This window comes from Streptacidiphilus sp. EB129 (genome assembly GCF_041262645.1).
Taxonomy (GTDB): Bacteria; Actinomycetota; Actinomycetes; order Streptomycetales; family Streptomycetaceae; genus Streptacidiphilus.
In genome coordinates this window covers 306,142-329,135 of the sequence record NZ_JBGCCS010000003.1, presented here as the reverse complement: position 1 = coordinate 329,135, position 22,994 = coordinate 306,142, and the positions used below count along the sequence as shown (strand labels likewise).

The window sequence follows — 22,994 nt, the reverse complement described above, 5'->3', positions numbered from 1 at the left end:
GTGCCGCACGAACGGGGGGACCGCCTCAGTGGGCGACCTCGCCGACCAGTTCCTCCAGCACGTCCTCCATGGTGACCAGGCCGAGCGCGGCTCCGTCGCGGTCGACCACCGCCGCCAGGTGCGAGGCCGCCCGGCGCATCGCGCCCAGCGCGTCGTCCAGCGGGGTGAGATCCGGGATCGCCAGGATCGGCCGCCACAACCGCTGCGGCACCGGCGCCTCCCTGTCCTCCAGCTCCAGCACGTCCTTGACGTGCAGATAGCCAAGGTAGGCGCCGTTGTCGCCGACCACGGGGAAGCGGGAGAACCCGGTGCTGACCGCCAGTTCCTCGATCCGGCGCGGGGTGGCCGAACTGTCGACGGTGATCAGGTCGGCCTCGGCCATCAGCACTTCGCGCACCGGACGCCAGCCCAGCTCCAGCGCGTCCTCCAGCCGCTCCTGGGCCCCGGCGCCGAGCAGGCCGGCCGCCCGCGAGTCGGCCAGCAGGTGCGCCAGCTGCTCGCTGGTGTACGCGGACTCGACCTCGTCCCTGGTGGACACTCCGAGCAGCCGCAGCAGCAGGTTGGCCGAGGAGTTGAAGAGGCCGATCACCGGGCGCAGCGGCCGGGCCAGCGCCGCCAGCGGCGGGCCGAGCCGCAGCGCGGCGCGTTCCGGACCGGCCAGCGCGATGTTCTTGGGCACCATCTCGCCGATCACCATGTGCAGGAACACCACCAGCGCCAGCCCGACGGCGTAGGAGAGCAGACGGGTCACCCCGGTCGGCACGCCCATGGCCGTGAACGGGCCCTCCAGCAGGTGCGCGATCACCGGCTCGGCCACCGCGCCGAGCAGCAACGAGCAGACGGTGATGCCCAGTTGTGCCGCCGCCATCATCGCCGAGACATGCTCCAGCGCGTACACCACGGTGCGGGCGCGGCGGTCGCCGGCCTCCGCCAGCGGCTGGATCTGGCTGCGGCGCACCGACACCAGGGCGAACTCGGCGCCGACGAAAAAGCCGTTGCCGAGCAGGAGCAGCAGCGCGAACAGGATCTGCAGCAGGCTCATCGCCACTCCTCCCCCGTCCCGTCGTCCCCGGTGCGCAGCAGCAGCACCGTCTCGGTGCGGTGCCGGTCCACCGCCAGGACGGTCAACCGCCAGCCGGGCAGCGTGCAGCTGTCCCCCACGGCGGGCAGCCGGCCGAGCCGGTCGGCGACCAGCCCGGCAACCGTCTCGTACGGGCCGTCCGGCGCGTACAGGCCGATCGCCTCCAGCTGGTCCACCCGGAGCCGGCCGTCGGCCTCCCAGGCCGGGCTGCCCTCGACGGCGGCGGGCCGCAGTTCGGGATGCTCGCCGGGGTCGTGCTCGTCCAGCACCTCGCCGACCATCTCCTCCACGATGTCCTCCAGGGTGGCCACCCCGGCGGTGCCGCCGTACTCGTCCACCACCACGGCCATGGGCTGCTGACGGCGCAACAGCTCCAGCAGCCGCTCGGCCGGCAGCGTCTCCGGGACCAGCAGCGGGGTCGCCATCAGGGCCGCGACCGGGACCGAGCCGCGCTGCTGGACCGGTACCGCCAGCGCGGCCTTGAGCGTGACCACGCCGATGACCTCGTCGATGGTCTGCCGGTAGACCGGGAAGCGGGACAGCCCGGTGGCCCGGGTGAGGTTGAGCACGTCGGCGGCGGTGGCCGAGGTGTGCAGCGCGGCGACGTCCACCCGGGGCGTCATCACGCTCTCGGCGGTGAGCTCGCCCAGGCCCAGGGTGCGCACGAACAGGTCGGCGGTGTCGTGCTCCAGCGCGCCCTCGTTGGCCGAGTGCCGTGCCAGCGCGATCAGTTCCTCGGTGCTGCGGGCGGAGGCCAGCTCCTCGGCGGGCTCCAGGCCGAGGGCCCGGACCAGCCGGTTGGCGGCGCCGTTCAGCAGTGTGATGACGGGTCGGCAGACGGTGGAGAAGACCCGCTGCGGCCCGGCGACGGCGCGGGCCACCTGCAGCGGGCGGGAGATGGCCCAGTTCTTGGGCACCAGCTCGCCGACGACCATCTGGACGACCGTGGCCAGCAGTATGCCCACCAGCACCGCGACCGTGTGCACCAGCGCGGACGGGACCCCGAGCGAGGTCAGCGGCGGGCCGAGCAGGGTGGCCAGCGCGGGCTTGGCCAGCATGCCGACCAGCAGCGAGGTGACGGTGATGCCGAGCTGGGCACCGGACAGTTCGAAGGAGAGCGTGCGCAGCGCCCGGAGCACACCCTGCGCCCTGCGGTCACCGCCGTGGGCGGCCCGTTCGACGGCTCCCCGCTCCACTGTGACCAGCGAGAACTCGGCGGCGACGAACAGGCCGTTGGCGAGGATCAGCAGAAGGGCGAGGCCGAGCAGCAGCCAGGCGTTCGTCACCGGAGACCACCCCGGTGCGGGGCGGGGGTACTGCGACGTCGGAAAGAGACCCTGGGGGGTTCCATCGGGGGGAGATCGTCTCCAGGTCGGGGCTGTGGTCCCACCAGGATGCCCGATCGACGTACGCGGACCTATTCGACGCACCTGCGCGGGCGCCGCGGCCACGCGGCTGCCGTGTTGCCGCGGCGCGGGTCGGCGGTACGGCCGCGGTGCGGGTCAGCGGTACGCGGTGCCGTAGGCGTCGACGCAGGCGCGCAGTTCCCTGGCCGCGCGGACGGCCTGCCGCAGTCCGGAGCCGGGCTGGATGGCGACCACCGCCAGGGTGTCCCCGTCGGCCAGGTCGAGCACCACCCAGGGGTCGCCCCGGCGCAGGTTGACACCCAGGATCTCGGCCCACTCCAGGCGCCGCCGGCGGACGAAGTTGACCACGGTCAGCCCGTCCCGGTCGGCCCTGGCGCTGGGCCGGGCCAGCACCAGCAGCACCAGGGCGAACAGCAGTCCGGAGACCGCGATGCCGATCCGGTCGTGCCGCTGCCAGTCGTCCGGGCCCAGCGCGGCGATGGCGCTGAAGAAGCACAGGCTCAGCACCGCCAGGCCGAGCAGCACCACCCGGGTCAGCACCGGCCGCCAGGTGGTGGGCAGCCGGGGCGGACCCGGGACGGTGCGCAGCGGTCGGACGCTCATACGGTCCCTACAAACGGCAGGCGTGGATGTTGGTGACCAGAATGGCGCGGGCGCCGATGGCCCAGAGGTCGTCCATGATCCGCTGGGCCTCCTTGCGGAGCACCATGGACCGCACGGCGACCCAGCCCTCGCTGTGCAGCGGCGAGACCGTGGGCGACTCGAGGCCGGGAGTGAGCGCGACCGCCTCCGCGACACGCTCGGCACGGATGTCGTAATCCATCATCACGTATCGACGGGCCACCAGAACACCCTGCAGACGTCGCAGGAACTGGTCGACGGCGGGGTCGGGGCCGGCCCCGGTGGGGCGGACCACGACCGCGTCGGACACCAGGATCGGCTCGCCGAAGACCTCCATCCCGGCGTTGCGCAGGCTGGTGCCGGTCTCCACCACGTCCGCGATCACGTCCGCGACGCCCAGCTGCACGGCGGTCTCGACCGCGCCGTCCAGCTTGGTGACCGAGGCCGGGGTGACGCCGTGCTCGGCGAGGTGCTGGGTGACCAGGCCGGTGTAGGAGGTGGCGATCCGGCGCCCCTCCAGGTCCTTGACGCTGTCGGCGGTGCCGGCCGGGGCGGCGAACCGGAAGGTGGAGCCGGCGAAGCCGAGGGCCAGCACCTCCTCGGCCTGGGCGCCGGAGTCCAGCAGCAGGTCACGGCCGGTGATGCCGACGTCGAGGCGGCCCGAGCCGACGTAGATCGCGATGTCCCGGGGGCGCAGGAAGAAGAACTCGACGTTGTTCCCGGGGTCGACCAGGACGAGTTCCTTGGAGTCCTTGCGCTGGCGGTAGCCCGCCTCATGGAGCATCGCGGACGCCGGCTCCGAGAGAGAACCCTTGTTGGGAACGGCGATGCGCAGCATGAGTCTGGTGCCTTTCGGTCGGTGGAACGAGGGGTGGGATGTGGGGTGGTCAAGTGGCCGGGTCGTCCTGGCTCCGAACATGCGAGAAGCGGGGCACCGGGTGTGCTCGGTGCCCCGCTCCTGTACTGCTCAAGGGCGGGGACTACAGATGGGCGTACACGTCCTGCAGGGTGAGGCCGCGCGCGACCATCATCACCTGCAGGTGGTAGAGCAACTGGGAGATCTCCTCGGCGGTCCGCTCGTCGGACTCGAACTCGGCCGCCATCCAGACCTCGGCGGCCTCCTCGACGACCTTCTTGCCGATCGCGTGCACGCCCTGGCCGACCAGCTCCGCGGTACGCGAACCGGCCCGGCCGTCTGCGGCCTTCTGCTGGAGCTCGACGAAGAGCTCCTCGAATGTCTTCTGCGCCATGATGGGCTCCACCCTACGCGGTGCTCCGGACGGGACGCGCGGGCGTCCCATCGTGCGGACAGCTCAGAGCGACCGCAGCAGGACCGCGGTGGCCAGCGCGGCGGTGGTCGCCTCGTGGCCCTTGTCCTCGCGGGAGCCGGGAAGGCCCGCCCGGTCCAGCGCCTGCTCGTCGTTGTCGCAGGTCAGCAGGCCGAAGCCGATGGGCACCCCGGTGCTGGTGGTCACGTCGGTAAGGCCCATCGTCGCCGCCTCGCACACATAGTCGAAGTGTGGCGTGCCGCCTCTGATGACGACGCCGAGCGCCACCACCGCGTCGTAGCCGCGGTCCGCCAGCGCCTTGGCGACCACCGGCAGCTCGAAGCTGCCGGGGACCCGGAGCACCGTCGGCTCCGCCACGCCGTACTCCTTCAGCGCCCGCAGCGCGCCGTCGATCAGGCCGTCCATGACCTTCTCGTGCCACTGCGCCGCGATGACCGCGACCCGCAGTCCCTCGCAGTCCGCCACATCGAGCCTGGGTGCACCCTCGCCACTCACGTACGTCGTCCTCTCAGTCGTTCCATCAGCTCAGTCGTTCGAACAGCTGTCACTGCCTGTGTGCTGCGCCGGAGGCGCGGGGCTAGGCCAGCCAGGGCAGCTCGTGGCCCATGCGGTCGCGCTTGGTCCGCAGGTAGCGCAGGTTGTGCTCGCCCACCGGACCGGCCACCGGCTCGCGGCCGGAGACCGTCAGGCCACGCGCCTCCAGCGCCAGGTGCTTCTCCGGGTTGTTGGTGAGCAGCCGCACCGAGCTCACGCCCAGGTCGGCCAGGATGTCGGCGGCGGCCGCGTAGTCGCGGGCGTCGGCCGGCAGGCCCAGCTCCAGGTTGGCGTCGACGGTGTCCCGCCCCGCCTCCTGCAGCTGGTAGGCGCGCAGCTTGGAGACCAGGCCGATGCCCCGGCCCTCGTGGCCGCGCAGGTAGAGCAGCACCCCGCGGCCCTCGGCCGCTATCCGCTCCAGCGCGGCGTCCAGCTGCGGACCGCAGTCGCAGCGCAGCGAGCCGAAGACGTCGCCGGTCAGGCACTCGGAGTGGACCCGGACCAGGACGTCCTCGCCCTGGGGCAGTCGGCCCTCGGCGGTGAGGCCGCCGGCCACCAGCGCGATGTGTTCGATGCCGTCCGGCTCGCTGAGGTAGCCGAGCGCGGTGAACGCGCCGTGGGTGGTGGGCAGGGCGGTGACGGCGGCGCGGGTGACGGTCGACTCGGTGCGGCGGCGGTAGGCGATCAGCGCCTCGATGGAGATGATCGCGAGGCCGTGGCGGCGGGCGAAGGGCACCAGGTCGGGCAGCCGCGCCATGGTGCCGTCCGGCAGCGCGATCTCGCAGATCGCCGCGGCCGGGCGCAGTCCGGCGAGCCGGCACAGGTCGGGACCCGCCTCGGTGTGGCCGTTGCGCACCAGGACGCCGCCGTCCTTCGCCCGCAGCGGGAAGACGTGGCCCGGGCGGACGAAGTCACCGGCGACCGCGTCGGGGTCGGCGAGCAGCCGGATGGTGCGGGCCCGGTCGGCGGCGGAGATGCCGGTGGTGGTGCCCTCCTTCGCGTCCACCGAGACGGTGAAGGCGGTGCCGTGGCTCTCGGTGTTGTGCTCGACCATCTGCCCCAGCCGCAGCCGGTCCAGGTCGTCGCCGACCATCGGCACGCAGAGCAGACCGCGGCACTCGTTCATGGCGAAGGCCACCAGCTCGGGGGTGGCCAGCTCGGCCGCGAAGACGATGTCGCCCTCGTTCTCCCGGTCCTCGTCGTCGACGACCACGATCGGCCGCCCGGCCGCGATCTCCTTGATCGCGAACTCCACGCTGTCGAGCGTCAGGTCCTCGTGGTGATCCGCCGAACGCTGCTCGATCGGCAGCACGGCCAGGTTCGTCAGTTCTGTTGCCACACTCATGCTGCAGCCCCTTCCAGGACGGCCGTGCTCTGCTGCGGAGTCCGGGTGCGAAGCCACCAGGACCTCATCCCGGCGATCACCAGGAAGAAGTAGACGATGTAGATCAGGCCGGAGAAGCCCAGGCCGCTGTTGAAGGCCAGCGGGACGCCGACCAGGTCCACGGCGAGCCAGGCGAACCAGAACTCCACCCAGCCACGGCCCTGGGCGATCATCGCCGCCAGCGTCCCGACGAACAGATAGGCGTCGGGCCAGGGCGCCCAGGACAGGTTGTAGGCCTGGAACAGCTCGGCCACGGCCACGGTCCCGGCGGCGGTGCCCAGCACCAGCCAGGCCCGCTCGCTCCAGGTCGCGAAGCGGATCCGGAGCTCGCCGCCGGCGCGGGCCGACCCGCGCCGCCACTGGGACCAGCCCCAGAGCGAGACGGCGATGACGACCAGCTGCTTTCCGGTGCCCCCGGCGAGGTGGACCGAGATGTTGGCCGCGGCCAGGACCACTCCGGAGAGCAGCTGCACCGGCCAGGTGACCACGGACCGGCGCCAGCCCAGCGCCAGCGCGGCCAGGCCGAACAGGTTGCCGATCATGTCGGACCACTTGATGTGCTCGCCGAAGGCCACGAAGGCCTGGCTGTTGAGGTCGTGCAGCAGGCTCATGATCCGACCCGGTCCCCGAGCAGTCGCTCGACGTACTTGGCCAGGACGTCGACCTCCAGGTTGACCGGCTCACCGGTCTGCTTGAGGCCGAGCGTGGTGTGGGCCAGGGTGGCCGGGATCAGGCTGACCGTGAAGCTGTCCTCGGCCGCCTCGACCACGGTCAGGCTGACGCCGTCGACGGTGATCGAGCCCTTCTCCACCAGGTAGCGGGAGAGCGCGGCCGGCAGGCTGAAGCGCAGCACCTCCCACTGCGGGGTGCCGTCCGCGCCGGGCTCGCCGGGGCTGCGGGACAGCAGCACGGCGGTGCCGTCCACATGCCCCTGCACCAGGTGGCCGCCGAGCCGGGCGCCCAGCGCCATCGCCCGCTCCAGGTTCACCCGCGAGCCGGGGACGATCGCGCCCAGGCTGGAGCGGAGCAGCGTCTCGGCCATCACATCGGCGCTGAACTCCCCCGGCGCGGCCGCGAGTTGGTCGTCCGTGTCGAGGACCGTCAGACAGACGCCGTTGACCGCGATGGACTGGCCTTCGCGGGCGTCCTGGGTGGTCACCGGGCCGCGCAGGCGAATGCGCGAAGAGTCCCCCAGGTCCTCGACGGAGAGGACCTCCCCCAGTTCTTCGATGATTCCGGTGAACATTCAGCTCTCCTCGACAGTGGCCGGGCGCAGCGCGCGGGCGACCGTCGGGAACAACTGATTCAAAGAAAAAATGCCCACCGGGTCCTCCTCGCGCTGTCAGGCGCGGACTCCGGGGGCATTGCGGGAGAAAACACGGACGACAAGCCACGGGCACGCACGTACGGGGACGGCGGCGTGAACGAACACGCACCGGCGCACGACGAGCCCGACGTCCGCCGCGCACTGCCTCCCATCCGGACTTTAACCGTCGGTCCAGGAATTTCACCTGGTCAACCGGCCGCTGGAAGCGGTCGGGTCGCGGACTGTAACCGCCGGTTCGGACTTTCACCGACCCCGGAGTGCGCAAACGTCGTACTACTACTCATCAGTCTGCCATGATCTGCCCACCTTGTGGCAAGGCCGCACAAGCCCTTGGGCCCTGTGGTGTGCGTCACGCCTCGCCGTCACCCCTCGCCGGGGCGTACCAGTCCTGTCTCGTAGGCGAGTACCACGAGTTGGGCCCGGTCGCGCGCGCCGACCTTCAGCAGGGCCCGGCTGACGTGGGTCTTGACCGTCAGCGGACTGAGCGCCAGATCCTCGGCGATGTCGTCGTTGGTCGCCCCGGTCGCGACCAGCGCCACGATCTCGCGTTCGCGGTCGGTGAGCACCGAGAGCCGTTCCGGGGTGGGCGTCGGCCGCCGGTCCGGCTGCTCCAGGAAGCGGGCGATCAGGCTCTGGGTGGCGGCCGGGGACAGCAGCGACTCGCCCCGGGCGACCACCCGGATCGCGTCCAGCAGGTCGTGCGGCTCGGCGCCCTTGCCCAGGAACCCGCTGGCGCCGGCCCGCAGCGCCTGGAAGACGTACTCGTTGACCTCGAAGGTGGTCAGCACCAGCACCCGGACGCCGGCCAGGTCCTCGTCCTCGGTGATCGCCCGGGTGGCCGCGAGACCGTCCATGTCGGGCATCCGAATGTCCATCAGCACCACGTCGGCCCGCGCCTCGCGGGCCAGTTGGACCGCCTCGCGGCCGGTGGCCGCCTCGCCGACGACCTCCAGGTCCGGCGCCGAGTCCACCAGCACCTTGAGCCCGGCCCGGACCAGCACCTGGTCGTCCGCGAGCAACACCTTGATCGTCACACTGCTCCCGTCATCCCGGCCGAAGTCCTGCTGCTGGCTGTCTGGCTGCTGTTCGCTGTCTGGCTGCTGGGCGCCCTGCCCGTGGGTATCCGCTCGGCGGGCGTCCTGTCGGTCGATGCCCTGCCCATGGACGTCCTGCCCGTGGACGTCGGCGCGGTGCCGCGGGCGGCGACCGGGCGGCCGGCCGCGGCCCGCGGCAGCGGCAGTTCGACCCGGACCCGGAACCCGCCGTCCGGGCCGGGCCCGGCCCGGAAGCTGCCGCCGACCGAGACCGCCCGCTCGCGCATGCCGATCAGTCCGTGCCCCGTGCTCACGACGGCGTCCTTGCGGGCCGTGACCGGCCCCGGGCCGTCGTCCTCGATCTCGATGCTGAGCCCGTCCCGTCCGTAGGCCAGCCGCAGCCGTGCGGCGGAGGTACCGGCGTGCTTGCGGACGTTGGTCAGCGACTCCTGGACCACCCGGTAGGCGGTGAGGTCCACCGCCGCCGGCACCGCGCGCGGCTCGCCCTCGTCCTCGCGGCTGACCCGAAGCCCGGCCCGGTCGAAGGAGTCCAGCAGCGCGGGCAGCCGGTCCAGGCCCGGCGCGGGCTCGTGCGGCGTGTCGGTCTCGTCGCCCTGGCGCAGCACCGTGACGGTGGCGCTCAGCTCGGACAGCGCCGAGCGGCCCGCCTCGCGGACATGGGCCAGCGCCTCGCGGGCCTGCTCCGGCGAGCTCTCCAGCAGATGCGCGGCCACCCCGGCCTGGACGTTGATCAGCGCGATGTGGTGGCCGACGATGTCGTGCAGCTCCCTGGCGATGCGCATCCGCTCCTCCGCGACCCGGCGCAGCGCCTCCTCCTCGCGGGTGTGCTCAGCACGCCGGGCGCGCTCCTCTATCGCCGCGACGAAGGCGCGCCGGCTGCGTACCGCCTCGCCGATGGCGACGGTCATCGCCACCCACACGAACGCGATGGCGTTGACCGCGTGGTCCCACGGTTCGACCGACCACCACATGCTGGTGATGCCGAGGCTCAGCACGGCCACCGCTCCGCTGGTCAGCGCGAGCCGCCGCTCGACCACCGAGGACACCGTGTAGACGGCGAGCCCCGCACCCATCAGCATCGGCCCGCGGACCGGCCCCACGTACATGTAGCCGAGCGTGCCGAGGACGACCACCACCAGCACCGAGAGCGGGTAGCGGCGGCGCAGCACGAGCGGTGCGAACACCGGTATCCCGGCGATCAGCAGCACCATCGACGGGTCGAAGTCGGACCAGGCCGTCGGCGGGGTCTTGCTCATCGGCGCGACCTGGGTCACCACGTACAGCACGGTCGCCAGCAGCGCGTCCGCCCAGTACGGGTGCGCGCGGGCCAGCCGGCGGCAGCGGCGGAGGAAGTCCATGTCCTCTACGGTAACCAGCCGGGGCAAACCGCTCGTCCCTCGCAACGGTGATCGCCCGGCCCCGCCGTACTCCAGCGGAGGTACGTCGCCGCCGGATCCCGTGCAGCGCCGAGCAGACGGCCCCGGGATCCGTGGTCTGTCCGATCAGGTCCGGTGGCGGGAGATCGGGGCTGTGACGGCTTCGGTGAGCGCGATCAGGTGGGAGGGTGACACCTCCACCTCAAGCCCTCGGCGGCCGGCTGACACGAACACCGTGGGGTGATCCAGGGCGGTGGCGTCGATCGCCGTGGACATTCTGCGCTTGCGGCGTTCCGGCAGGTCGGCGGGGCTCTTGGGGTCGAGTGTGCAGAGTCGCCCACCGGGGTGGCCCAGCGGGGAGATGCCGCCGAGGACGTAGCCGGTGGCGCGCTCGGCGGCGGCCGGGTCGGCCATCCCGGCGCGCCTGCCACCGACGGCGGCGGCCAGCGCCTTGAGGTCGAGGGTGGCGGAGACCGGCACCACCGCGACGGTGAGCACGCCGTCGACGTCCGCGACCAGCGTCTTGAACACCCGGTCAGAGTCGACGCCCATCGCCTCGGCGGCCTCCAGCCCGTACGAGGCGGCCGCCGGATCGTGCTGGTAGGAGTGCACGGTGTACGGCACCCCCGCCGCCTCCAGCGCCGCCGTCGCCGGCGTGCCCTGCCCGCCCCGCCGCACCTTCTTCGCCATCCCCGGCTCCTCCGCCTCGTCCGCTTCGCGGCCATTCTCGCCCGCGGCCACCGCTCCCGGTCGATCTTCCCGCCCGCTCCGCCTGGTTGATCAGACCTGGCTCTCGCGGACGCCGCCGGTCAGCCCCGGCCCCGGTCGGTGCGGGGGTCGGAACCGAGCTGGGCGCTTCCGCCGTCGCCGGAGCCACCAGGACCGTTGACCGCGCCGGAACCGCCGCCAGAGCCGTCGGCGTGGTCGGCGTCCAGCGGGGCGCGGACCTCGGCGCGCAGGTGCGGTGGGGCCAGGGCGCGCAGCGCGTGGTAGCCGGAGAGCACCAGGATGGTGCCCAGCGCGATCCCGCCGAGGGTGAAGTTGCTGCTGATGTGCAGGGTGACCCCGCCGATGCCGACGATCACCCCGGCCGCGACCGGCACCAGGTTGATCGGGCTGGCCAGGTTCACCCGCGCCCGGATCCAGATCTGTGCCCCGAGCAGGCCGATCATTCCGTACAGAACGACCGTGATCCCGCCGAGCACCCCGCCCGGGATCGCCGACACCACCGCACCGAACTTCGGGCAGAGCCCGAACAGCAACGCGAAGCAGGCCGCCGCCCAGTAGGCGGCGGTGGAGTAGATCCGGGTGGCGGCCATCACCCCGATGTTCTCGGCGTAGGTGGTGGTGGCCGGTCCGCCGACCGCCGTGGACAGTACGGTGGCGGCGCCGTCCGCGGCGATCGCCGTGCCCAGCTGGTCGTCCAGCGACGCCCCGGTCATCTCGCCCACGGCCTTGACGTGCCCGGCGTTCTCCGCGATCAGCGCGATCACCACGGGCAGCGCGACCGCCACCGCCGAGGCGCTGAACATGGGCGCGTGGAACCGCGGCACCCCGAACCAGTGCGCCGGCCCGACGGCGGACAGGTCCAGCCGCCAGTGGTCGGTCAGCCGGCCGGCCGAGTCCACCGAGTGGATCCTCCCCAGGGTCCGGTCCAGCAGCCAGGACAGGCCGTAGCCGAAGAGCAGTCCGAGGAAGATCGCGATCCGGGACCAGAAGCCGCGCAGCACGACCAGCGCGAAGCCGGTGAACAGCATGGTCGCCAGCGCCGTCCACTGATCCTGCGGCCAGTGACCTAAAGACCCCGATGCCACACCGGAAGCACCACCACTGACCCCTCAGGGCCGGGCCTCAGCGTCACCGAACGAATCACCGCCGCCAGCAGGTCGCGCTTCCTGGACACCTGCATGACGTCCCACTCCTCGTCCAAAGCGCCGATCACGTCCCGGAAGGCCTCCGGCCCCCGGGCAGCCTCTCGCTCCACGCTGAGAGCCAGTAGGTCACCCTCGGCTTTGACGCGCCGGCCCTGCAGCCGGTCGCGCGTGGCCACGTAGTCCTCTTTGGGGATGTCCCCGAGCACGTACTTCTCAGCCGCTGATTCCAGGCCCGAGGCGAGTCGCGTGATCTCTGCGACAAGCTTCGTGCGCTGTTTCTCGCCCGCGTCCGGCCTCGACGGTTGGGGCTTGATCTCACGTCCCTGGGTGATCTCGTCGATCTCCTGGGCGATCTCCTCGATCCAGTCCCGGACCCGCGCCTCGACGAGCGCGCGCTTCATCCAGATGCCCTCGCACTGCGTTCTCCGCGTGGAGTGGCCCGAGCACCGGTACCCGTCGCCGCGCTTCTCCCTACTGGCGCCGTGAATGACGGCCTTGCCATCGCAGCGCCCGCAGTGGACAAGCCCGGAGAGCGCGTAGCCCGCGTTCCTCGACCGGGGCGGCGTGTCCCGCATGAGCTGGCGCCGCTCCCGGTATGCCTGCCAGGTCGAGTCGGAGATCACCGCGTCGTGGGCGCCCTGGAGGTATGAGTAGTGCGTCCACCACTTCTGGCAGCCTCCCGGATCGCCGCAGCGCACATCACGCCGATGGGACAGCAGGAGGCCCGCGCCGAAGCCGGAGTCGAGGTAGCGGGTAAGGCCGTTGCGGCTCCATCGCTGGCCGCGGGTGTTGGGGAGACCCAACTCGTCGTTGAGCCAGGTAGCAAGGACGTACATGCCGTCGCCTGCAATGTGCTTGCGGTAGAGCTGTTCCAGGACTTCGCGGGTCTCGGGGTCCGGGTCGTAGCGCTCGGCCTGGACTTCGCCGTTGGGATCCAGGCGCGGCGTCCACAGGTAGCCGAAGCGGTTCCCGCCCGCGGCGGGCAGGCGCAGCACGTTGCGTCGGTAGTCGTGTGTCTCGCGCCAGCTTTCGCCGATCCGGTCGGATTCGAAGGCTGCGAGTTCGAAGAGCATGCCGCGGGTGAAGCGGCCGGTGGCGGTGGTGGCGTCGGCGTCCTCGGTGGAGGACTGCAGTGCGCCGCCGGCTTGTTCGACCCGGCCGAGGTTGAGGGCGACGCCGTGGCGGTTGCGGCCGAAGCGGGAGTATTTCCAGCAGGCGATCTCTTCGGCTTCTCCTGCTTCGATGCCGGAGATCGCCTCCATGATCTTCCGGCGGAAGTTGCGGCCGGTGGCGTCGAGGTCGACGACCCAGCGCACGATGCGGCGGTTTCTGCGTCTGGCCCACTCTTCGATGGAGGACCGCTGGATCTCCGGGGAGATCTTCTCTTCGCGGTAGGTGGAGACGCGGATGTACCCGATTGCGGGTACCGGTTCGCTGGCTGGCATGGATCCCCCGCACGCGGCTATCGGTTGTGTATGCGTCCTTCGCCCATGGTGGTGGCCCGCGCTTCGCCGACGGGCAGCGTGATCACATTGGTGTGGCTTTCGACCGCATCGAAGGTGATTCCGCGCACTCCGAGCATGTGCCCGATGCGGACGCCGTCTTCGCGGATGGCGGACCGTTTCGCCTCGATGTCGCAGAGCAGGGCTTCGCGTTCGGCTTCGATCTGGGCGTGCAGGGCTGCACGTTCGGTTTCGAGGGCTTCTGTGCGGCGGCGTTCGACCTCGTCCATCTCGCGCAAGGCCTGCTGGGTCTGGTTCTCCAGGATGGCGGCGCGGGCGTGGACGCGGAGCTCTTCCTGCTGGACGGCGGCGTGGCGGTCGTGAAGTGAGGCCCGTTCAGTTTTCAGCCATCCGATGTCGTTGGCGAAGCGGAACGCGGCGATGGCCAGGACGCACAGTGCGACGCCTGTGAGCCCGAGGGGTTCGCTGTTCAGGGCGATGCTGCATCCCAGGAGGGCCACGGAACCGAGGATGGCAACGCCGATGAGGCTGTAGACGATTCCCCAGACTGAGCGTTGCATCGCACTTACCCCCGCTGTCGTTCGGCCGTCTCACCCCCGTCTTCGCCCTGGCCGGACGGTGTTTGGGGCGTCCGGGTGAGTCCCCTGAGGAACACCTCGAACAGGTGACGCTCCATGGGATCGCGGATGCCCGCCTCGTCCGCGAGCTCCGAGGGGGTCATGGGTGATGAGCGTACGGCTGGATTGCGATGTTCGTTAGCCAGTTGTGGAGAAATAATGCCGATCTCGGTGAGCAAATCGATCGCGGCGTCGGCGGGCTCTCGTTCCTGGGTGTCGAGGAATGCGGCGATGAGCTCGTACTTGTCCACGTCTGGTGCGTTCTTGCCTGCGAGCCAGCGGTTGACGGTGCTGGGTGAGACGCCGACGGCGTCGGCCAGTTCGCTGCGGCCGCCGCCTCTGAGGCTGTCGATGTTGAGTCCCTTGCGGCGCATGGCTGGTCCTAGCCAGGCTGCGAATCGCTGCGGCGTAGTCATGGTCATGTCCGTATCAACGCTCCCCATAGGTGCACGGTAGCGCCTACTGCTGCCGCTCGCGGAAATACTTCCACATCTGGAAATTAGCAGACCCTACGGGACTCGTGACGTCACTCTTGTCACACATTTTACCCCCATGTACACGACATTGACGTTACCAAACCGTTACTGATTCCGCTAGCGGAAACAGTGGCAGGCATGCGCCGGTCGGGTCTATGGTCCTTCCATGAGCGGAAACAAGCGCATCAACGGAAGTACCGGCCCGGGGGTGACCCCCATGGCCTACCGGCTCAACCGCACCCGCCTCTACGCAGCAGCCGAACTCCTCGGCGACATGACCGACGCGGCGATCCGCGACCGCACAGGGATCTCCCTCGGCACGTTCTCGCGACTCGTCAACCTGCAGGTCGAGCCCGCCATCCGCTACCTCCACGTGCTCTCCGAGCACTACGGAGTGCCGGTCAAGGAGCTGTACGAAGAGGTCCCCACGGCCACTGCCGGAGCCGTCGCATGAGCAACTTCGTCCCCCGCAGCCAGGCCATCCAGCGCGCCGCGCAGATCCTCGCCGAAACCGTCCGGCAGCAGGCAGAGATGACGCCTCGCCAACAGGCCGAAGCCGCCTGGTACCCGGGGCACCCGCTCGGCTCCATCGAGGCCATCGAGCAGGCCGTCATCGAACGCCGCCAGCGACACGCGTCACTCATCGCCCGGCGCGACAGCGAGCAGCAGGTCACGACCGCCGCCTGAACACAGAAGTGGGCCGCCGGGAGTGGAGTCCCGAACGGCCCGAGCACCCACCCGCATTTCCCACAGCTAAGAGAGAAGGGGTGGACGCCATGTCCATTCTCACCGATGACCTGCCGATCGCGGAAGGCACGGAGTACCCGCCCGACCCGCGTGCCGGCTTGATGCACGCCCTCGCCGTGGCGGAGATGATCGCGTCGCGGCTGCCCGTGGCGCCCTACCACGTGGCCCTGGAGAACCTGTCGCCGGGCTTCGAGAACACGTTCGTCGTCAAGTTCGTGATGCCGCCGGGGGTGGCGGACTTCCGGTCGGTGCAGACGGAGCTGGGTGGTCTGCAGACGATCGAGATCGATGAGGTGCGCGGCGTGGAGGCCCGGCGTCGGGTCTTGACGGGTGCGCACGTGGGTGTGGCGTTCGTGGTGTCGTCGGCGCTGCATGAGCAGGCCACGCGATGACTCTCACCGACTTCTGGTCCCCCGCTCTAGCGCCGCTCGCGTATCTGGATGACGAGCCGCCGCTGTGCCTGTCCACCCTCTACACGCCGGATGGTGGCCTGCACTTGGGTCCGTTGGTGTGCATCTACTTCGCCGGTCACCCGGAGGCTACCTCCGACGTGCGGCACGCGGGTGGTTCGACTGAGACTCCGTCGTTCTGGACGGACGCGGAGGCTGTCCTGTCGCTGGTCGAGTTCGGGCCGTCCGCCAGGAAGACGGGCCCGTTGTGCATTGAGTGCGACAGCCGTCCGCAGACCTGCCGTGGCCGCTGCCGGTACTGCGCCGCCGCCGAGCTGGTGGCTGACGACCGCGATGCCGAGAGCGAGGCCGTGGCATGAGCGACACCGACATCGCCGCACGGTTCGCCTCCGACACGGCCAAGCACGAGCTGACGGTTCTGCACGACGAGGGCCTGTACCGGCATCTGCGGTTCAAGCAGCCCGACCGTGGCGCTTTCTTCTGGTTCGACCTGATCACGTGGCCCGGGTGTCTGACGATCCGCGGGGACTTCGGCGAGGGCTACACCTTCGCGCGGTTGACCGACATGTTCGAGTTCTTCCGCGGCAAGGGTGGCATCAACGCGCACTACTGGTCGGAGAAGCTCGACAGCGGGCGGTCGTCGGCGAAGGAGTATTCCGAGGCTCTGTTCCGGCAGCTCGTCACGGAGCACGTCGTAGAGGCGATCCGGTACGGCAGGGCTCCGCGCGGGATCGGCAGGGCCGTGCAGAAGGACATCCTCGGGTCGTTTGATCTGTGCGACGAGGCGGTGGCGCGTCAGGCCTTGGACGAGTTCGAGTTCAAGGGCTTCCGGTTCCACGACACGTGGGAGTGGGACTTCCGGGACTACCGGTGGCAGTTCCTTTGGGCGTGCCACGCGATCGTGGACGGCATCCGCCGGTACGACGCGGCGAAGGCTGCGCCGGTCGCGGTCGCGGGCGGTGCGGCATGAGGCTCCGTCAGGCACACGCCATGTTCGAGGCCGCCACCAACCTGGCGGCTTGCGGGCTCGGCTTCGAGGCGTTCCCGTTCGACCGCGAGGACTCGGGCGAGCCGGACGACTACATGACCGTCTGGACCGACCTGACCGACCCCGGCTTCCGCGTCGATGCCCGGCACTACTGCCTGGAGTTGCGTCCGAGCGCGGACGGCCAGGATGTGGCGGCGCGGCTGACGTACGGCATGGGACCGGTCGACGACGCGTATGGCGAACTCCTTGTCGGGGTCTTCCCCGTGTGGAACGCCGAGACTGGCGACGAGTTCCGGGCCGGCGTCGGGGTGGACATCGCGGCGCAAGTGCTGGCCGCCGTCCGTGAGCACGAGGCGCCGTTCGAGGCTGCGTACCGGCAGACGATCGGCGGTGGCGAGTGACCGCCCCGACGCTGTCGCTGGCCGACATCCCTCTCCCGCTGGCTGCTTCCCGCGAGCCGGGCGTGTACGACGGCATCCCGATCGACGAGTACCACGCGGACACCACGTCGCTGTCGGTGTCCGGCGCGAAGGAGCTACTGGCCTCCTGTCCTGCGAAGTTCCGGTACCAGCAGGACCACCCGCAGCCGCCGACGCCTGCAATGGAGTTCGGCACTGCGGCGCACGCGGTGATCCTGGGCGTCGGTCCTGAGGTCGTGGTCTGCGACTTCGCCAGTTGGAAGTCCGTCGCGGCGCAAGACAAGAAGTCCGAGGCGCTCGCCGCCGGGGAGATCCCGGTGCTGGCGAAGGACATGACGCGGCTGGAGGGCATGGCTGCAGCGATCCGCAACCACGAAACGGCCGGCCCACTGTTCGCCCCCGGTTCGGGCAAAGCCGAGCAGTCCCTGTATCTGCCGCACGGCCTGACGGGTGTGATGCGCCGGGCCCGACCGGACTGGCTGCCGCACTTCACCGGCGAGCGCCTGCGCGTGCCGGACCTGAAGACCTGCGCGTCCGCACACCTGGACGCGATCGAGAAGGACGTCGCGAACTACCGCTACTACCAGCAGGCCCCTTGGTACCTCGACGTCATCAAAGGCCTCGGCCTGTGCGGCGACGAGCCACCCGTCTTCCTCTTCGTCTTCATCGAGAAGGACCCGCCGTACCTGATCTCCGTAGTCGAGCTGATCGCGCCCTACGTGAAAGCAGGGCGGGACGAGAACAACACGGCCCTGCACCTGTACGCGGACTGTCTCGCGAAGAACGACTGGCCGGACTACATGCGGCCCTATCACCCCTATCTCCCCGAGGTCGCTCCGCCCGTGTGGCTTGAGCGCCGGTTCGCCTAGGAGCGTCGTGAACCAGATTCAGCAGTTTCAGCAGGGCGCCGTCCCGCAGCCGACACGCGTCGGCCAGGGCACGGCGGTCGAGCAGTCGCGTGCCGTCGCCGAAGTCCAGGCCGCGATCTTCGTGGCCAGGCAGTTCCCCCGCAGCATCTCCGCCGCCCGCACCTCGCTGCAGACGTCGTGCGCGACGATGGCGCTCGCCTCGAAGGCGTTCTACAAGTTCCCCCGCGCCGGTGGCGCGGTGCAGGGCCCGTCAATCCACCTCGCCAAGGAGTTGGCCCGCTCGTGGGGCAACATTCAGGACGGTGTCACCGAGCTGCGGCGCGACGACGAGTACCGCCAGTCGGAGATGCAGGCGTGGGCGTGGGATGTCGAGGCCAACACCCGGCACGTCCTGACGTTCATCGTTCCTCACGCCAAGTTCGCGAACAAGAAGGTCGAGCCGCTGCTCGACCTGCGAGACATCTACGAGAACAACGCGAACAACGGTGCGCGTCGTCTGCGCGAGGCGATCTTTGCGACGCTGCCCGACTGGTTCATCGAGGAGGGCGAGGAGCTCTGCCGCGAGACCTTGAACAAGGGTGACGGCAGGCCGATCGAGGCTCGTATTGCTGGTGCGATCGCCGTGTTCCAGGGCATGGGCGTGAGCGCTGACCGGCTGGAGCAGAAGCTCGGCCGGAAGCAGAGTCAGTGGAACGGGCATGACATCGCCCAGTTGCTGATCACGCACAAGAGCATCGAGCGGCGCGAGATCGCGGTCGAGGACGAGTTCCCGCCGCCGCGCGTGACCGTGGCCGAGGTTAAGCGGGGCGCGCCCGCAGCCGCCCCGGCTGAGGCGCGGGCCGCCCGGCCTGCTGCACGGCCCGCGATGGATCCGCCGACCGCCGAGGAGCCGGAGGACATCTGGGTGCGGGTCGCGAACGCGGCCGATGCGCGGGGCTGGGACCAGGAGCAGGCCGAGCGGGAGTTCGCCCGGTGGTCCGGCGGCGACGCTATGGGCCCGGCGCCGACCGAGCAGCTGGAGAGCTTCCTCTCGCACATCGAGGTGACGGCATGAGCCGCAACGCGGTGACGACCGACCAGTACATGGCCATGTCTCCGGCCGAGCAGTTCGCTTACCAGCGCAAGCGTTTCGGGGCGATGCGACGTCTGGTCGCCGAGCACATCGCGCAGGCGATGCTCTCCGGGGAGCATCCGCGCCAGTCCGCGATGTGGGTGCTGGCCGCGGACCTGGACGACGCGGGCCTCGAACTGGACTACCTGATCCGGAGGTACATCGAGGCCACCGGCGCCAACTTCGACCAGGTGTGGGTGCGCCCGCCCCAGCAGGACCCGTGGGGCGCCGCGACGGCCGCCCGAACCGTCGACCACCTTCAGGCTGAGCTCGCCCGACACATCGCCGGCGCCTACGTGTCCGGCAGTGACGAGCAGGTGGCTCGGGCGCGGGAGTTGGAGACGGCCCTCGACGCGCTCGGCGTGAACGTCGACAAGCGGGTCGACTCGCTGGTCTTGGAGCAGATGCGTATCCCGCCGTCTCGCCGCGGTACTGACGGCCGAGCCGACGACTGCCCCTTCTGACACGCCTGTGGCCCGCTCCGGCGAGGAGCGGGCCACCTGAACCACAGATCCCCCCGACGAAAGAAGGACCTGATGTCCATCATCCCATCCCAGTCGTCCAGCGCGATCGAGCGGTTCGCCAACGACGAGTTCGACATCGAGCTCATCCCCGACGGCGACAGCTTCACCGTCCAGGCATCCGGGCTCGCCAAGGGCCTCGGGTTCCGCGACGCCCTGACCATGGTCCGGACCGTCCCGGACAAAGAGAAGGGGTACGCACTGGCGCGTACCTCCGACGAGCAGTTCGTCTGGCACCTCACGGAGCCCGGCATGTACCGGGTGATCGGTCAGCGCCAGGCCGCGCGGATCAAGAACGAGGCGATTCGCGAGCAGGTCGAGCGGTTCCAGTCATGGGTGTTCGGCGAGGTTCTGCCCGCGTTGCGCAAGCACGGCCGCTACGAGATCGCTCAGCCGGAGTCGAACGGCGAACTGGAGATGGCCCGGCGGGTCATCGGCTTGCAGGACCAGGTGGTGGCGCTGACCACGAGCAACGCCGACATGGCCAACCGGCTCGCTGACATGCAGCCCAAAGCGGAGGGCTACGACGATCTGATCGCCGCCGAGGGCTGCTTCGACATGAGCGCCGTCGCGAAGATCCTGTCCCCGGCGACCGGCACGATCGGCCGCACCCGGTTGCTGAACCTGCTGCGCGGGATGGGGATCATCCTGCAGGGGTCGACGCTGCCGGAGCAGAAGTACATCGAGCGCGGCTACTTCCAGGTGCGTACGGACATCGTGAACGGCAAGGCCGTCGCCTCGACGGTGGCGACGCCGAAGGGCCTGCGCTGGCTGCAGTTCGAGTTGCGCGAGGACCGGCCGACCTTGAGCCATGCCGGCCGCCCGAACGTGGTGCAGCTGCCGCAGCAGCGTCCGGCGGGTGAGCTCGGATGAGCGGCGTCGGGACGGTTGTGGTGGCTTGCTCGGCCGTGTTTGTGGTGGGCGGCTGGGTGCGGATGGCCGTGAACAAGTGGCGCCACAGAGGTGGCAGATGAGTGCCGACGTGGACATCGAAGCGCAGTCGGGCCCGGAGCCCATGAGCGTGCTGGCTGAGCTGCACCTGACGGTGGGCCTGGTCGAGCTGCACGCCGCTATCAACCGCACGCGGGAGGAGGCCGGCGATGCTCGGCAGTAAGCAGACGCGGATCGAGGAACTGCAGGCCACCATCCGTCAGCAGGCGGACCGGATCGCCGAGTTCGAGCACGACGTGGCTGACCTGGGCAACGCTGCGAAGGTCGCCGCCCGTGCGATGGACAAGACCGACGCCGCGGAGCTGGCCGGCTGGAAGGCGCAGGCCGCGGCGAAGGACCGCGAGATCGAGGTGCTCCGCAAGCGCCTGGCGGAGCGGGACGGCGACATCGTGCGTCTCGTCGGCGAGCGAGACACGGCGTTCAGCGTCCTGGAGCTGATGTCGCAGGCCCCGGAGTGGACGCCCGAGGACACCCCGGACCTGCTGACGCAGCTGCGGCGTGAGCGGTCTGCGCGGCGTGCCCTGGACCTGCGCCTGCAGTTCATGCAGGCCGCGTCCGAGGCAGCCGATGCGCACCGCGGTACGGCGCCGTGGGTCGGCGAGCAGCAGCGGGCGGAGGCGGCGTCGTGAGCTTTTCCGAGATCCGCGCGTGCGGATTCGACACCGAGACCACGTCCGCCGACCCGCTGACCGCCCGCATCGTCACCGCGGCCCTGGTGTTCACGGGCGGCGGCAAGCCCGACCAGACGTTCACTTGGCTGGTCAACCCCGGCATCCCCTCCGAGCCGGATGCCATCGAGGCCCACGGCATCAGCAACGAGAAAGCCGCGGCTGAGGGCCAGGACCCAAAGGTCGCCCTGGAGGACCTCGCGGACAAGCTCCGCGCCGCCCTCGCCTACGGCATGCCCTTGGTCGCGTTCAACGCTGCTTTCGACTGGACCGTCTTGGACCGCGATCTGGCCCGCAACGGCCTCTCGTCGATGACGGCGCGTATCGGCGGTCACCCCGTCCGACTGCTCGATCCGTTCGTGATCGACAAGACCGTCGACAAGTACCGCAAGGGCAAGCGGAAGCTGAAGCCGACCTGCGAGCACTACGGCGTCGAGCTGAAGGACTGGCACACCGCCGAGGCTGACGCTCTGGCTGCGGTGTTGGTCATGGGTCAGATCGCCGAGCGGTACCCGCGGTTGTCGGAACTGTCGCCGGTCGAGTTGTTCAAGGCGCAGCAGGGCTGGGCCGCGGATCAGGCTGCTGGCTTGCAGGAGTACTTCCGGTCGGCGAAGGCTGGCGAGAAGCAGGATCCGACGGTCGTGATCGACGGTAGCTGGCCGCTGCGGTCGGGCGGTGCGTCGTGAGTCTCTTCCCTCTCCCCCGCCGCACCCCGCAGCCGGTTCCGCTGGAGTGGCAGCCGGTGTCGTTGGTGGGTGCTGGTCTGCTGCGGCAGTCGTGGGTCCAGTGCCCTGAGCACGGCGGGCAGTACCGGAACCACTTCGACAACGTCTGCGGCTGCCCCATCGAACGCCAGGAAGGCGCGTCATGACCACTCTCCGATCCTTCTCCTACGGGGGGGGCGTCCAGTCGACGGCCGCCCTGGTGCTGGCTGCCCAGGGCCTGATCGACTTCCCGCTATTCCTGTTCTCCAATGTCGGCGACGACTCCGAGCGCAAGGCCACGCTGCGGTACGTCGAGGAGTACTCGCGTCCGTTCGCGGCCGAGCATGGAATCGACCTGGTGACAGTGCACCGCGTCATGCAGCGCACTGGCGAGAGCCGCACCCTCTGGGAGGACTTGACCCGCGAGGGCTCCAAGTCGCTGAAGATCCCGGTACGGATGTCCAACGGGGCCCCGGGCACCCGCTCCTGCACCGCCGACTACAAGATCGCGGTGATCGGCCGGGAGTTGAAGCGCCGTGGTGCGACAGCGCTGCACCCGGCAACTATCGGGATCGGGATCAGTGTCGACGAGATCCACAGGGCCAACAACCGTCGCTGCGAGCCCCACGAGAAGATCGTCTATCCGCTGCTCGACCTCGGCCTAAGGCGCATCGACTGCGCGCGGGTCATCCGCGAGGCCGGCCTGCCCGTGCCGCCGAAGTCCGCGTGCTTCTTCTGCCCCTTCCATCGGCCCGAGACCTGGCACGACATGCGCCGCGACGAGCCCGAAGAGTTCGCGAAGGCATGCGAGTTGGAGGAGCTCCTCAACCGCCGCCGAGACGAGCTTGGCAAGGACCACGTGTGGCTGACGCGGTTCAACAAGCCGCTGCGGGAGGCCATCCCGGACGGTGTGGATCTGCTGCCGATGTTCGACGAGTCCGACGGCAACTGCGACTCCGGGTGGTGCATGACGTGAGCCCCGCCCTGCGTCTGCGCCGGGCCCGCGCCAGAGCCCACCCCGTCGCCGAGCCGGAGCCGCCGGATTGGCGTGCAGCACCGCGCTGGGACTGCCTGCCCTGCGGCGGCACCCATCCGGCGGTCATAGGGGACCGCTCGTTCACGTGCCTGCGGTGCGGGACGAC

General features: G+C 70.2%; 30 protein-coding genes, 1 pseudogene and 1 riboswitch. Of the genes and pseudogenes, 15 read left to right on the top strand and 16 right to left on the bottom strand.

Features of this window, described 5'->3' with window-relative positions:
• Positions 1–25: 25 nt before the first annotated feature.
• From ABH925_RS06050 to ABH925_RS05975, 16 genes and pseudogenes are all read right to left on the bottom strand, one after another.
• Positions 26–1,042, bottom strand: a complete 1,017-nt coding sequence (locus ABH925_RS06050) for a hemolysin family protein (RefSeq protein WP_370145856.1) — start codon at positions 1,040–1,042, stop codon at positions 26–28.
• Positions 1,039–2,367, bottom strand: a complete 1,329-nt coding sequence (locus tag ABH925_RS06045) for a hemolysin family protein (protein WP_370145855.1) — start codon at positions 2,365–2,367, stop codon at positions 1,039–1,041. Before ABH925_RS06045 ends, ABH925_RS06050 begins: the two co-directional genes overlap by 4 nt.
• 216 nt (positions 2,368–2,583) lie before the next feature.
• Positions 2,584–3,051, bottom strand: a complete 468-nt coding sequence (locus tag ABH925_RS06040) for a PH domain-containing protein (RefSeq protein WP_370145853.1) — start codon at positions 3,049–3,051, stop codon at positions 2,584–2,586.
• A gap of 7 nt (positions 3,052–3,058) precedes the next feature.
• The gene (hisG, locus tag ABH925_RS06035; RefSeq protein ID WP_370145851.1) at positions 3,059–3,907 is read right to left on the bottom strand and encodes an ATP phosphoribosyltransferase; all 849 of its coding nucleotides are present in this window, start codon (positions 3,905–3,907) and stop codon (positions 3,059–3,061) included.
• Positions 3,908–4,049: 142 nt separating this feature from the next.
• The gene (locus ABH925_RS06030; RefSeq protein WP_370145850.1) at positions 4,050–4,319 is read right to left on the bottom strand and encodes a phosphoribosyl-ATP diphosphatase; all 270 of its coding nucleotides are present in this window, start codon (positions 4,317–4,319) and stop codon (positions 4,050–4,052) included.
• Between the two features lie 63 nt (positions 4,320–4,382).
• The gene (gene ribH, locus ABH925_RS06025) at positions 4,383–4,853 is read right to left on the bottom strand and encodes a 6,7-dimethyl-8-ribityllumazine synthase (RefSeq protein ID WP_370145849.1); all 471 of its coding nucleotides are present in this window, start codon (positions 4,851–4,853) and stop codon (positions 4,383–4,385) included.
• A gap of 82 nt (positions 4,854–4,935) precedes the next feature.
• Positions 4,936–6,237, bottom strand: a complete 1,302-nt coding sequence (locus ABH925_RS06020; RefSeq protein ID WP_370145848.1) for a bifunctional 3,4-dihydroxy-2-butanone-4-phosphate synthase/GTP cyclohydrolase II — start codon at positions 6,235–6,237, stop codon at positions 4,936–4,938.
• Positions 6,234–6,887, bottom strand: coding sequence for a nicotinamide riboside transporter PnuC (locus ABH925_RS06015; RefSeq protein WP_370145847.1), 654 nt, complete (start codon positions 6,885–6,887; stop codon positions 6,234–6,236). Before ABH925_RS06015 ends, ABH925_RS06020 begins: the two co-directional genes overlap by 4 nt.
• Entirely contained in the window at positions 6,884–7,522 is a 639-nt protein-coding gene (locus ABH925_RS06010) for a riboflavin synthase (RefSeq protein WP_370145846.1), read from the bottom strand. Before ABH925_RS06010 ends, ABH925_RS06015 begins: the two co-directional genes overlap by 4 nt.
• Positions 7,523–7,737: 215 nt before the next feature.
• Positions 7,738–7,868, bottom strand: a riboswitch (FMN riboswitch).
• Between the two features lie 97 nt (positions 7,869–7,965).
• Positions 7,966–8,637: a response regulator gene (locus ABH925_RS06005; RefSeq protein WP_370145845.1), complete on the bottom strand. Its 672-nt coding sequence runs from the start codon at positions 8,635–8,637 to the stop codon at positions 7,966–7,968.
• Positions 8,634–10,016, bottom strand: coding sequence for a sensor histidine kinase (locus ABH925_RS06000; protein ID WP_370145844.1), 1,383 nt, complete (start codon positions 10,014–10,016; stop codon positions 8,634–8,636). Before ABH925_RS06000 ends, ABH925_RS06005 begins: the two co-directional genes overlap by 4 nt.
• 144 nt (positions 10,017–10,160) lie before the next feature.
• Positions 10,161–10,724, bottom strand: coding sequence for an aminoacyl-tRNA deacylase (locus ABH925_RS05995; RefSeq protein ID WP_370145843.1), 564 nt, complete (start codon positions 10,722–10,724; stop codon positions 10,161–10,163).
• A gap of 119 nt (positions 10,725–10,843) precedes the next feature.
• Positions 10,844–11,827 (bottom strand): annotated as a pseudogene (locus tag ABH925_RS05990) (uracil-xanthine permease family protein); the annotation flags it as partial.
• Between the two features lie 2 nt (positions 11,828–11,829).
• Positions 11,830–13,353 (bottom strand): recombinase family protein, encoded by a 1,524-nt coding sequence (locus tag ABH925_RS05985; protein WP_370145842.1) that lies wholly within the window; start codon positions 13,351–13,353, stop codon positions 11,830–11,832.
• 17 nt (positions 13,354–13,370) lie between these two features.
• The gene (locus tag ABH925_RS05980) at positions 13,371–13,931 is read right to left on the bottom strand and encodes a hypothetical protein (RefSeq protein ID WP_370145841.1); all 561 of its coding nucleotides are present in this window, start codon (positions 13,929–13,931) and stop codon (positions 13,371–13,373) included.
• Positions 13,932–13,936: 5 nt separating this feature from the next.
• A complete protein-coding gene (locus tag ABH925_RS05975; RefSeq protein ID WP_370145840.1) occupies positions 13,937–14,362 on the bottom strand; it encodes a helix-turn-helix domain-containing protein in 426 nt (141 codons plus the stop codon).
• 268 nt (positions 14,363–14,630) lie between these two features.
• Here ABH925_RS05975 and ABH925_RS05970 point away from each other — a divergent pair, with 268 nt between their 5' ends.
• The 15 genes from ABH925_RS05970 to ABH925_RS05900 all read left to right on the top strand — a co-directional run bounded on the left by ABH925_RS05970 (position 14,631) and on the right by ABH925_RS05900 (position 22,828).
• Positions 14,631–14,918, top strand: a complete 288-nt coding sequence (locus ABH925_RS05970) for a hypothetical protein (RefSeq protein WP_370145839.1) — start codon at positions 14,631–14,633, stop codon at positions 14,916–14,918.
• The gene (locus ABH925_RS05965; RefSeq protein WP_370145838.1) at positions 14,915–15,151 is read left to right on the top strand and encodes a hypothetical protein; all 237 of its coding nucleotides are present in this window, start codon (positions 14,915–14,917) and stop codon (positions 15,149–15,151) included. Before ABH925_RS05970 ends, ABH925_RS05965 begins: the two co-directional genes overlap by 4 nt.
• Positions 15,152–15,240: 89 nt before the next feature.
• Complete coding sequence (locus ABH925_RS05960) at positions 15,241–15,603, top strand: hypothetical protein (RefSeq protein ID WP_370145836.1); 363 nt, start codon at positions 15,241–15,243, stop codon at positions 15,601–15,603.
• Positions 15,600–15,980 (top strand): hypothetical protein, encoded by a 381-nt coding sequence (locus tag ABH925_RS05955; RefSeq protein WP_370145835.1) that lies wholly within the window; start codon positions 15,600–15,602, stop codon positions 15,978–15,980. Before ABH925_RS05960 ends, ABH925_RS05955 begins: the two co-directional genes overlap by 4 nt.
• A complete protein-coding gene (locus ABH925_RS05950) occupies positions 15,977–16,591 on the top strand; it encodes a hypothetical protein (protein ID WP_370145834.1) in 615 nt (204 codons plus the stop codon). The genes ABH925_RS05955 and ABH925_RS05950 overlap by 4 nt, the downstream gene beginning before the upstream one ends.
• Positions 16,592–16,611: 20 nt before the next feature.
• Positions 16,612–17,010, top strand: a complete 399-nt coding sequence (locus ABH925_RS05945; protein ID WP_370145832.1) for a hypothetical protein — start codon at positions 16,612–16,614, stop codon at positions 17,008–17,010.
• Positions 17,007–17,897 (top strand): PD-(D/E)XK nuclease-like domain-containing protein, encoded by an 891-nt coding sequence (locus ABH925_RS05940; RefSeq protein ID WP_370145831.1) that lies wholly within the window; start codon positions 17,007–17,009, stop codon positions 17,895–17,897. The genes ABH925_RS05945 and ABH925_RS05940 overlap by 4 nt, the downstream gene beginning before the upstream one ends.
• A 7-nt stretch (positions 17,898–17,904) precedes the next feature.
• A complete protein-coding gene (locus tag ABH925_RS05935; RefSeq protein ID WP_370145830.1) occupies positions 17,905–18,951 on the top strand; it encodes a hypothetical protein in 1,047 nt (348 codons plus the stop codon).
• The gene (locus ABH925_RS05930; protein WP_370145829.1) at positions 18,948–19,472 is read left to right on the top strand and encodes a hypothetical protein; all 525 of its coding nucleotides are present in this window, start codon (positions 18,948–18,950) and stop codon (positions 19,470–19,472) included. The genes ABH925_RS05935 and ABH925_RS05930 overlap by 4 nt, the downstream gene beginning before the upstream one ends.
• 72 nt (positions 19,473–19,544) lie before the next feature.
• Complete coding sequence (locus tag ABH925_RS05925; protein WP_370145828.1) at positions 19,545–20,402, top strand: phage antirepressor KilAC domain-containing protein; 858 nt, start codon at positions 19,545–19,547, stop codon at positions 20,400–20,402.
• A gap of 97 nt (positions 20,403–20,499) precedes the next feature.
• Positions 20,500–20,643 carry a hypothetical protein gene (locus tag ABH925_RS05920; RefSeq protein WP_370145827.1) on the top strand — a complete coding sequence of 48 codons (144 nt, stop codon included), beginning with the start codon at positions 20,500–20,502 and terminating at the stop codon, positions 20,641–20,643.
• Entirely contained in the window at positions 20,630–21,109 is a 480-nt protein-coding gene (locus ABH925_RS05915) for a hypothetical protein (RefSeq protein WP_370145826.1), read from the top strand. The genes ABH925_RS05920 and ABH925_RS05915 overlap by 14 nt, the downstream gene beginning before the upstream one ends.
• Positions 21,106–21,834 carry an exonuclease domain-containing protein gene (locus tag ABH925_RS05910; RefSeq protein ID WP_370145824.1) on the top strand — a complete coding sequence of 243 codons (729 nt, stop codon included), beginning with the start codon at positions 21,106–21,108 and terminating at the stop codon, positions 21,832–21,834. Before ABH925_RS05915 ends, ABH925_RS05910 begins: the two co-directional genes overlap by 4 nt.
• Positions 21,831–22,019, top strand: a complete 189-nt coding sequence (locus tag ABH925_RS05905) for a hypothetical protein (RefSeq protein ID WP_370145823.1) — start codon at positions 21,831–21,833, stop codon at positions 22,017–22,019. The genes ABH925_RS05910 and ABH925_RS05905 overlap by 4 nt, the downstream gene beginning before the upstream one ends.
• Positions 22,016–22,828, top strand: a complete 813-nt coding sequence (locus ABH925_RS05900; RefSeq protein ID WP_370145822.1) for a phosphoadenosine phosphosulfate reductase — start codon at positions 22,016–22,018, stop codon at positions 22,826–22,828. Before ABH925_RS05905 ends, ABH925_RS05900 begins: the two co-directional genes overlap by 4 nt.
• Positions 22,829–22,994 lie beyond the last annotated feature (166 nt).

Bases quoted from the DNA above. Each gene is read 5' to 3' on its own strand.
- ABH925_RS06050 (WP_370145856.1), bottom strand. From the start codon at position 1,042: ATGAGCCTGCTGCAGATCCTGTTCGCGCTGCTGCTCCTGCTCGGCAAC.
- ABH925_RS06040 (WP_370145853.1), bottom strand. From the start codon at position 3,051: ATGAGCGTCCGACCGCTGCGCACCGTCCCGGGTCCGCCCCGGCTGCCC.
- hisG (WP_370145851.1), bottom strand. From the start codon at position 3,907: ATGCTGCGCATCGCCGTTCCCAACAAGGGTTCTCTCTCGGAGCCGGCG.
- ABH925_RS06030 (WP_370145850.1), bottom strand. From the start codon at position 4,319: ATGGCGCAGAAGACATTCGAGGAGCTCTTCGTCGAGCTCCAGCAGAAG.
- ABH925_RS06020 (WP_370145848.1), bottom strand. From the start codon at position 6,237: ATGAGTGTGGCAACAGAACTGACGAACCTGGCCGTGCTGCCGATCGAG.
- ABH925_RS06015 (WP_370145847.1), bottom strand. From the start codon at position 6,887: ATGAGCCTGCTGCACGACCTCAACAGCCAGGCCTTCGTGGCCTTCGGC.
- ABH925_RS06010 (WP_370145846.1), bottom strand. From the start codon at position 7,522: ATGTTCACCGGAATCATCGAAGAACTGGGGGAGGTCCTCTCCGTCGAG.
- ABH925_RS06000 (WP_370145844.1), bottom strand. From the start codon at position 10,016: ATGGACTTCCTCCGCCGCTGCCGCCGGCTGGCCCGCGCGCACCCGTAC.
- ABH925_RS05995 (WP_370145843.1), bottom strand. From the start codon at position 10,724: ATGGCGAAGAAGGTGCGGCGGGGCGGGCAGGGCACGCCGGCGACGGCG.
- ABH925_RS05985 (WP_370145842.1), bottom strand. From the start codon at position 13,353: ATGCCAGCCAGCGAACCGGTACCCGCAATCGGGTACATCCGCGTCTCC.
- ABH925_RS05980 (WP_370145841.1), bottom strand. From the start codon at position 13,931: ATGCAACGCTCAGTCTGGGGAATCGTCTACAGCCTCATCGGCGTTGCC.
- ABH925_RS05975 (WP_370145840.1), bottom strand. From the start codon at position 14,362: ATGCGCCGCAAGGGACTCAACATCGACAGCCTCAGAGGCGGCGGCCGC.
- ABH925_RS05970 (WP_370145839.1), top strand. From the start codon at position 14,631: ATGAGCGGAAACAAGCGCATCAACGGAAGTACCGGCCCGGGGGTGACC.
- ABH925_RS05965 (WP_370145838.1), top strand. From the start codon at position 14,915: ATGAGCAACTTCGTCCCCCGCAGCCAGGCCATCCAGCGCGCCGCGCAG.
- ABH925_RS05960 (WP_370145836.1), top strand. From the start codon at position 15,241: ATGTCCATTCTCACCGATGACCTGCCGATCGCGGAAGGCACGGAGTAC.
- ABH925_RS05955 (WP_370145835.1), top strand. From the start codon at position 15,600: ATGACTCTCACCGACTTCTGGTCCCCCGCTCTAGCGCCGCTCGCGTAT.
- ABH925_RS05950 (WP_370145834.1), top strand. From the start codon at position 15,977: ATGAGCGACACCGACATCGCCGCACGGTTCGCCTCCGACACGGCCAAG.
- ABH925_RS05945 (WP_370145832.1), top strand. From the start codon at position 16,612: ATGTTCGAGGCCGCCACCAACCTGGCGGCTTGCGGGCTCGGCTTCGAG.
- ABH925_RS05930 (WP_370145829.1), top strand. From the start codon at position 18,948: ATGAGCCGCAACGCGGTGACGACCGACCAGTACATGGCCATGTCTCCG.
- ABH925_RS05925 (WP_370145828.1), top strand. From the start codon at position 19,545: ATGTCCATCATCCCATCCCAGTCGTCCAGCGCGATCGAGCGGTTCGCC.
- ABH925_RS05920 (WP_370145827.1), top strand. From the start codon at position 20,500: ATGAGTGCCGACGTGGACATCGAAGCGCAGTCGGGCCCGGAGCCCATG.
- ABH925_RS05915 (WP_370145826.1), top strand. From the start codon at position 20,630: ATGCTCGGCAGTAAGCAGACGCGGATCGAGGAACTGCAGGCCACCATC.
- ABH925_RS05900 (WP_370145822.1), top strand. From the start codon at position 22,016: ATGACCACTCTCCGATCCTTCTCCTACGGGGGGGGCGTCCAGTCGACG.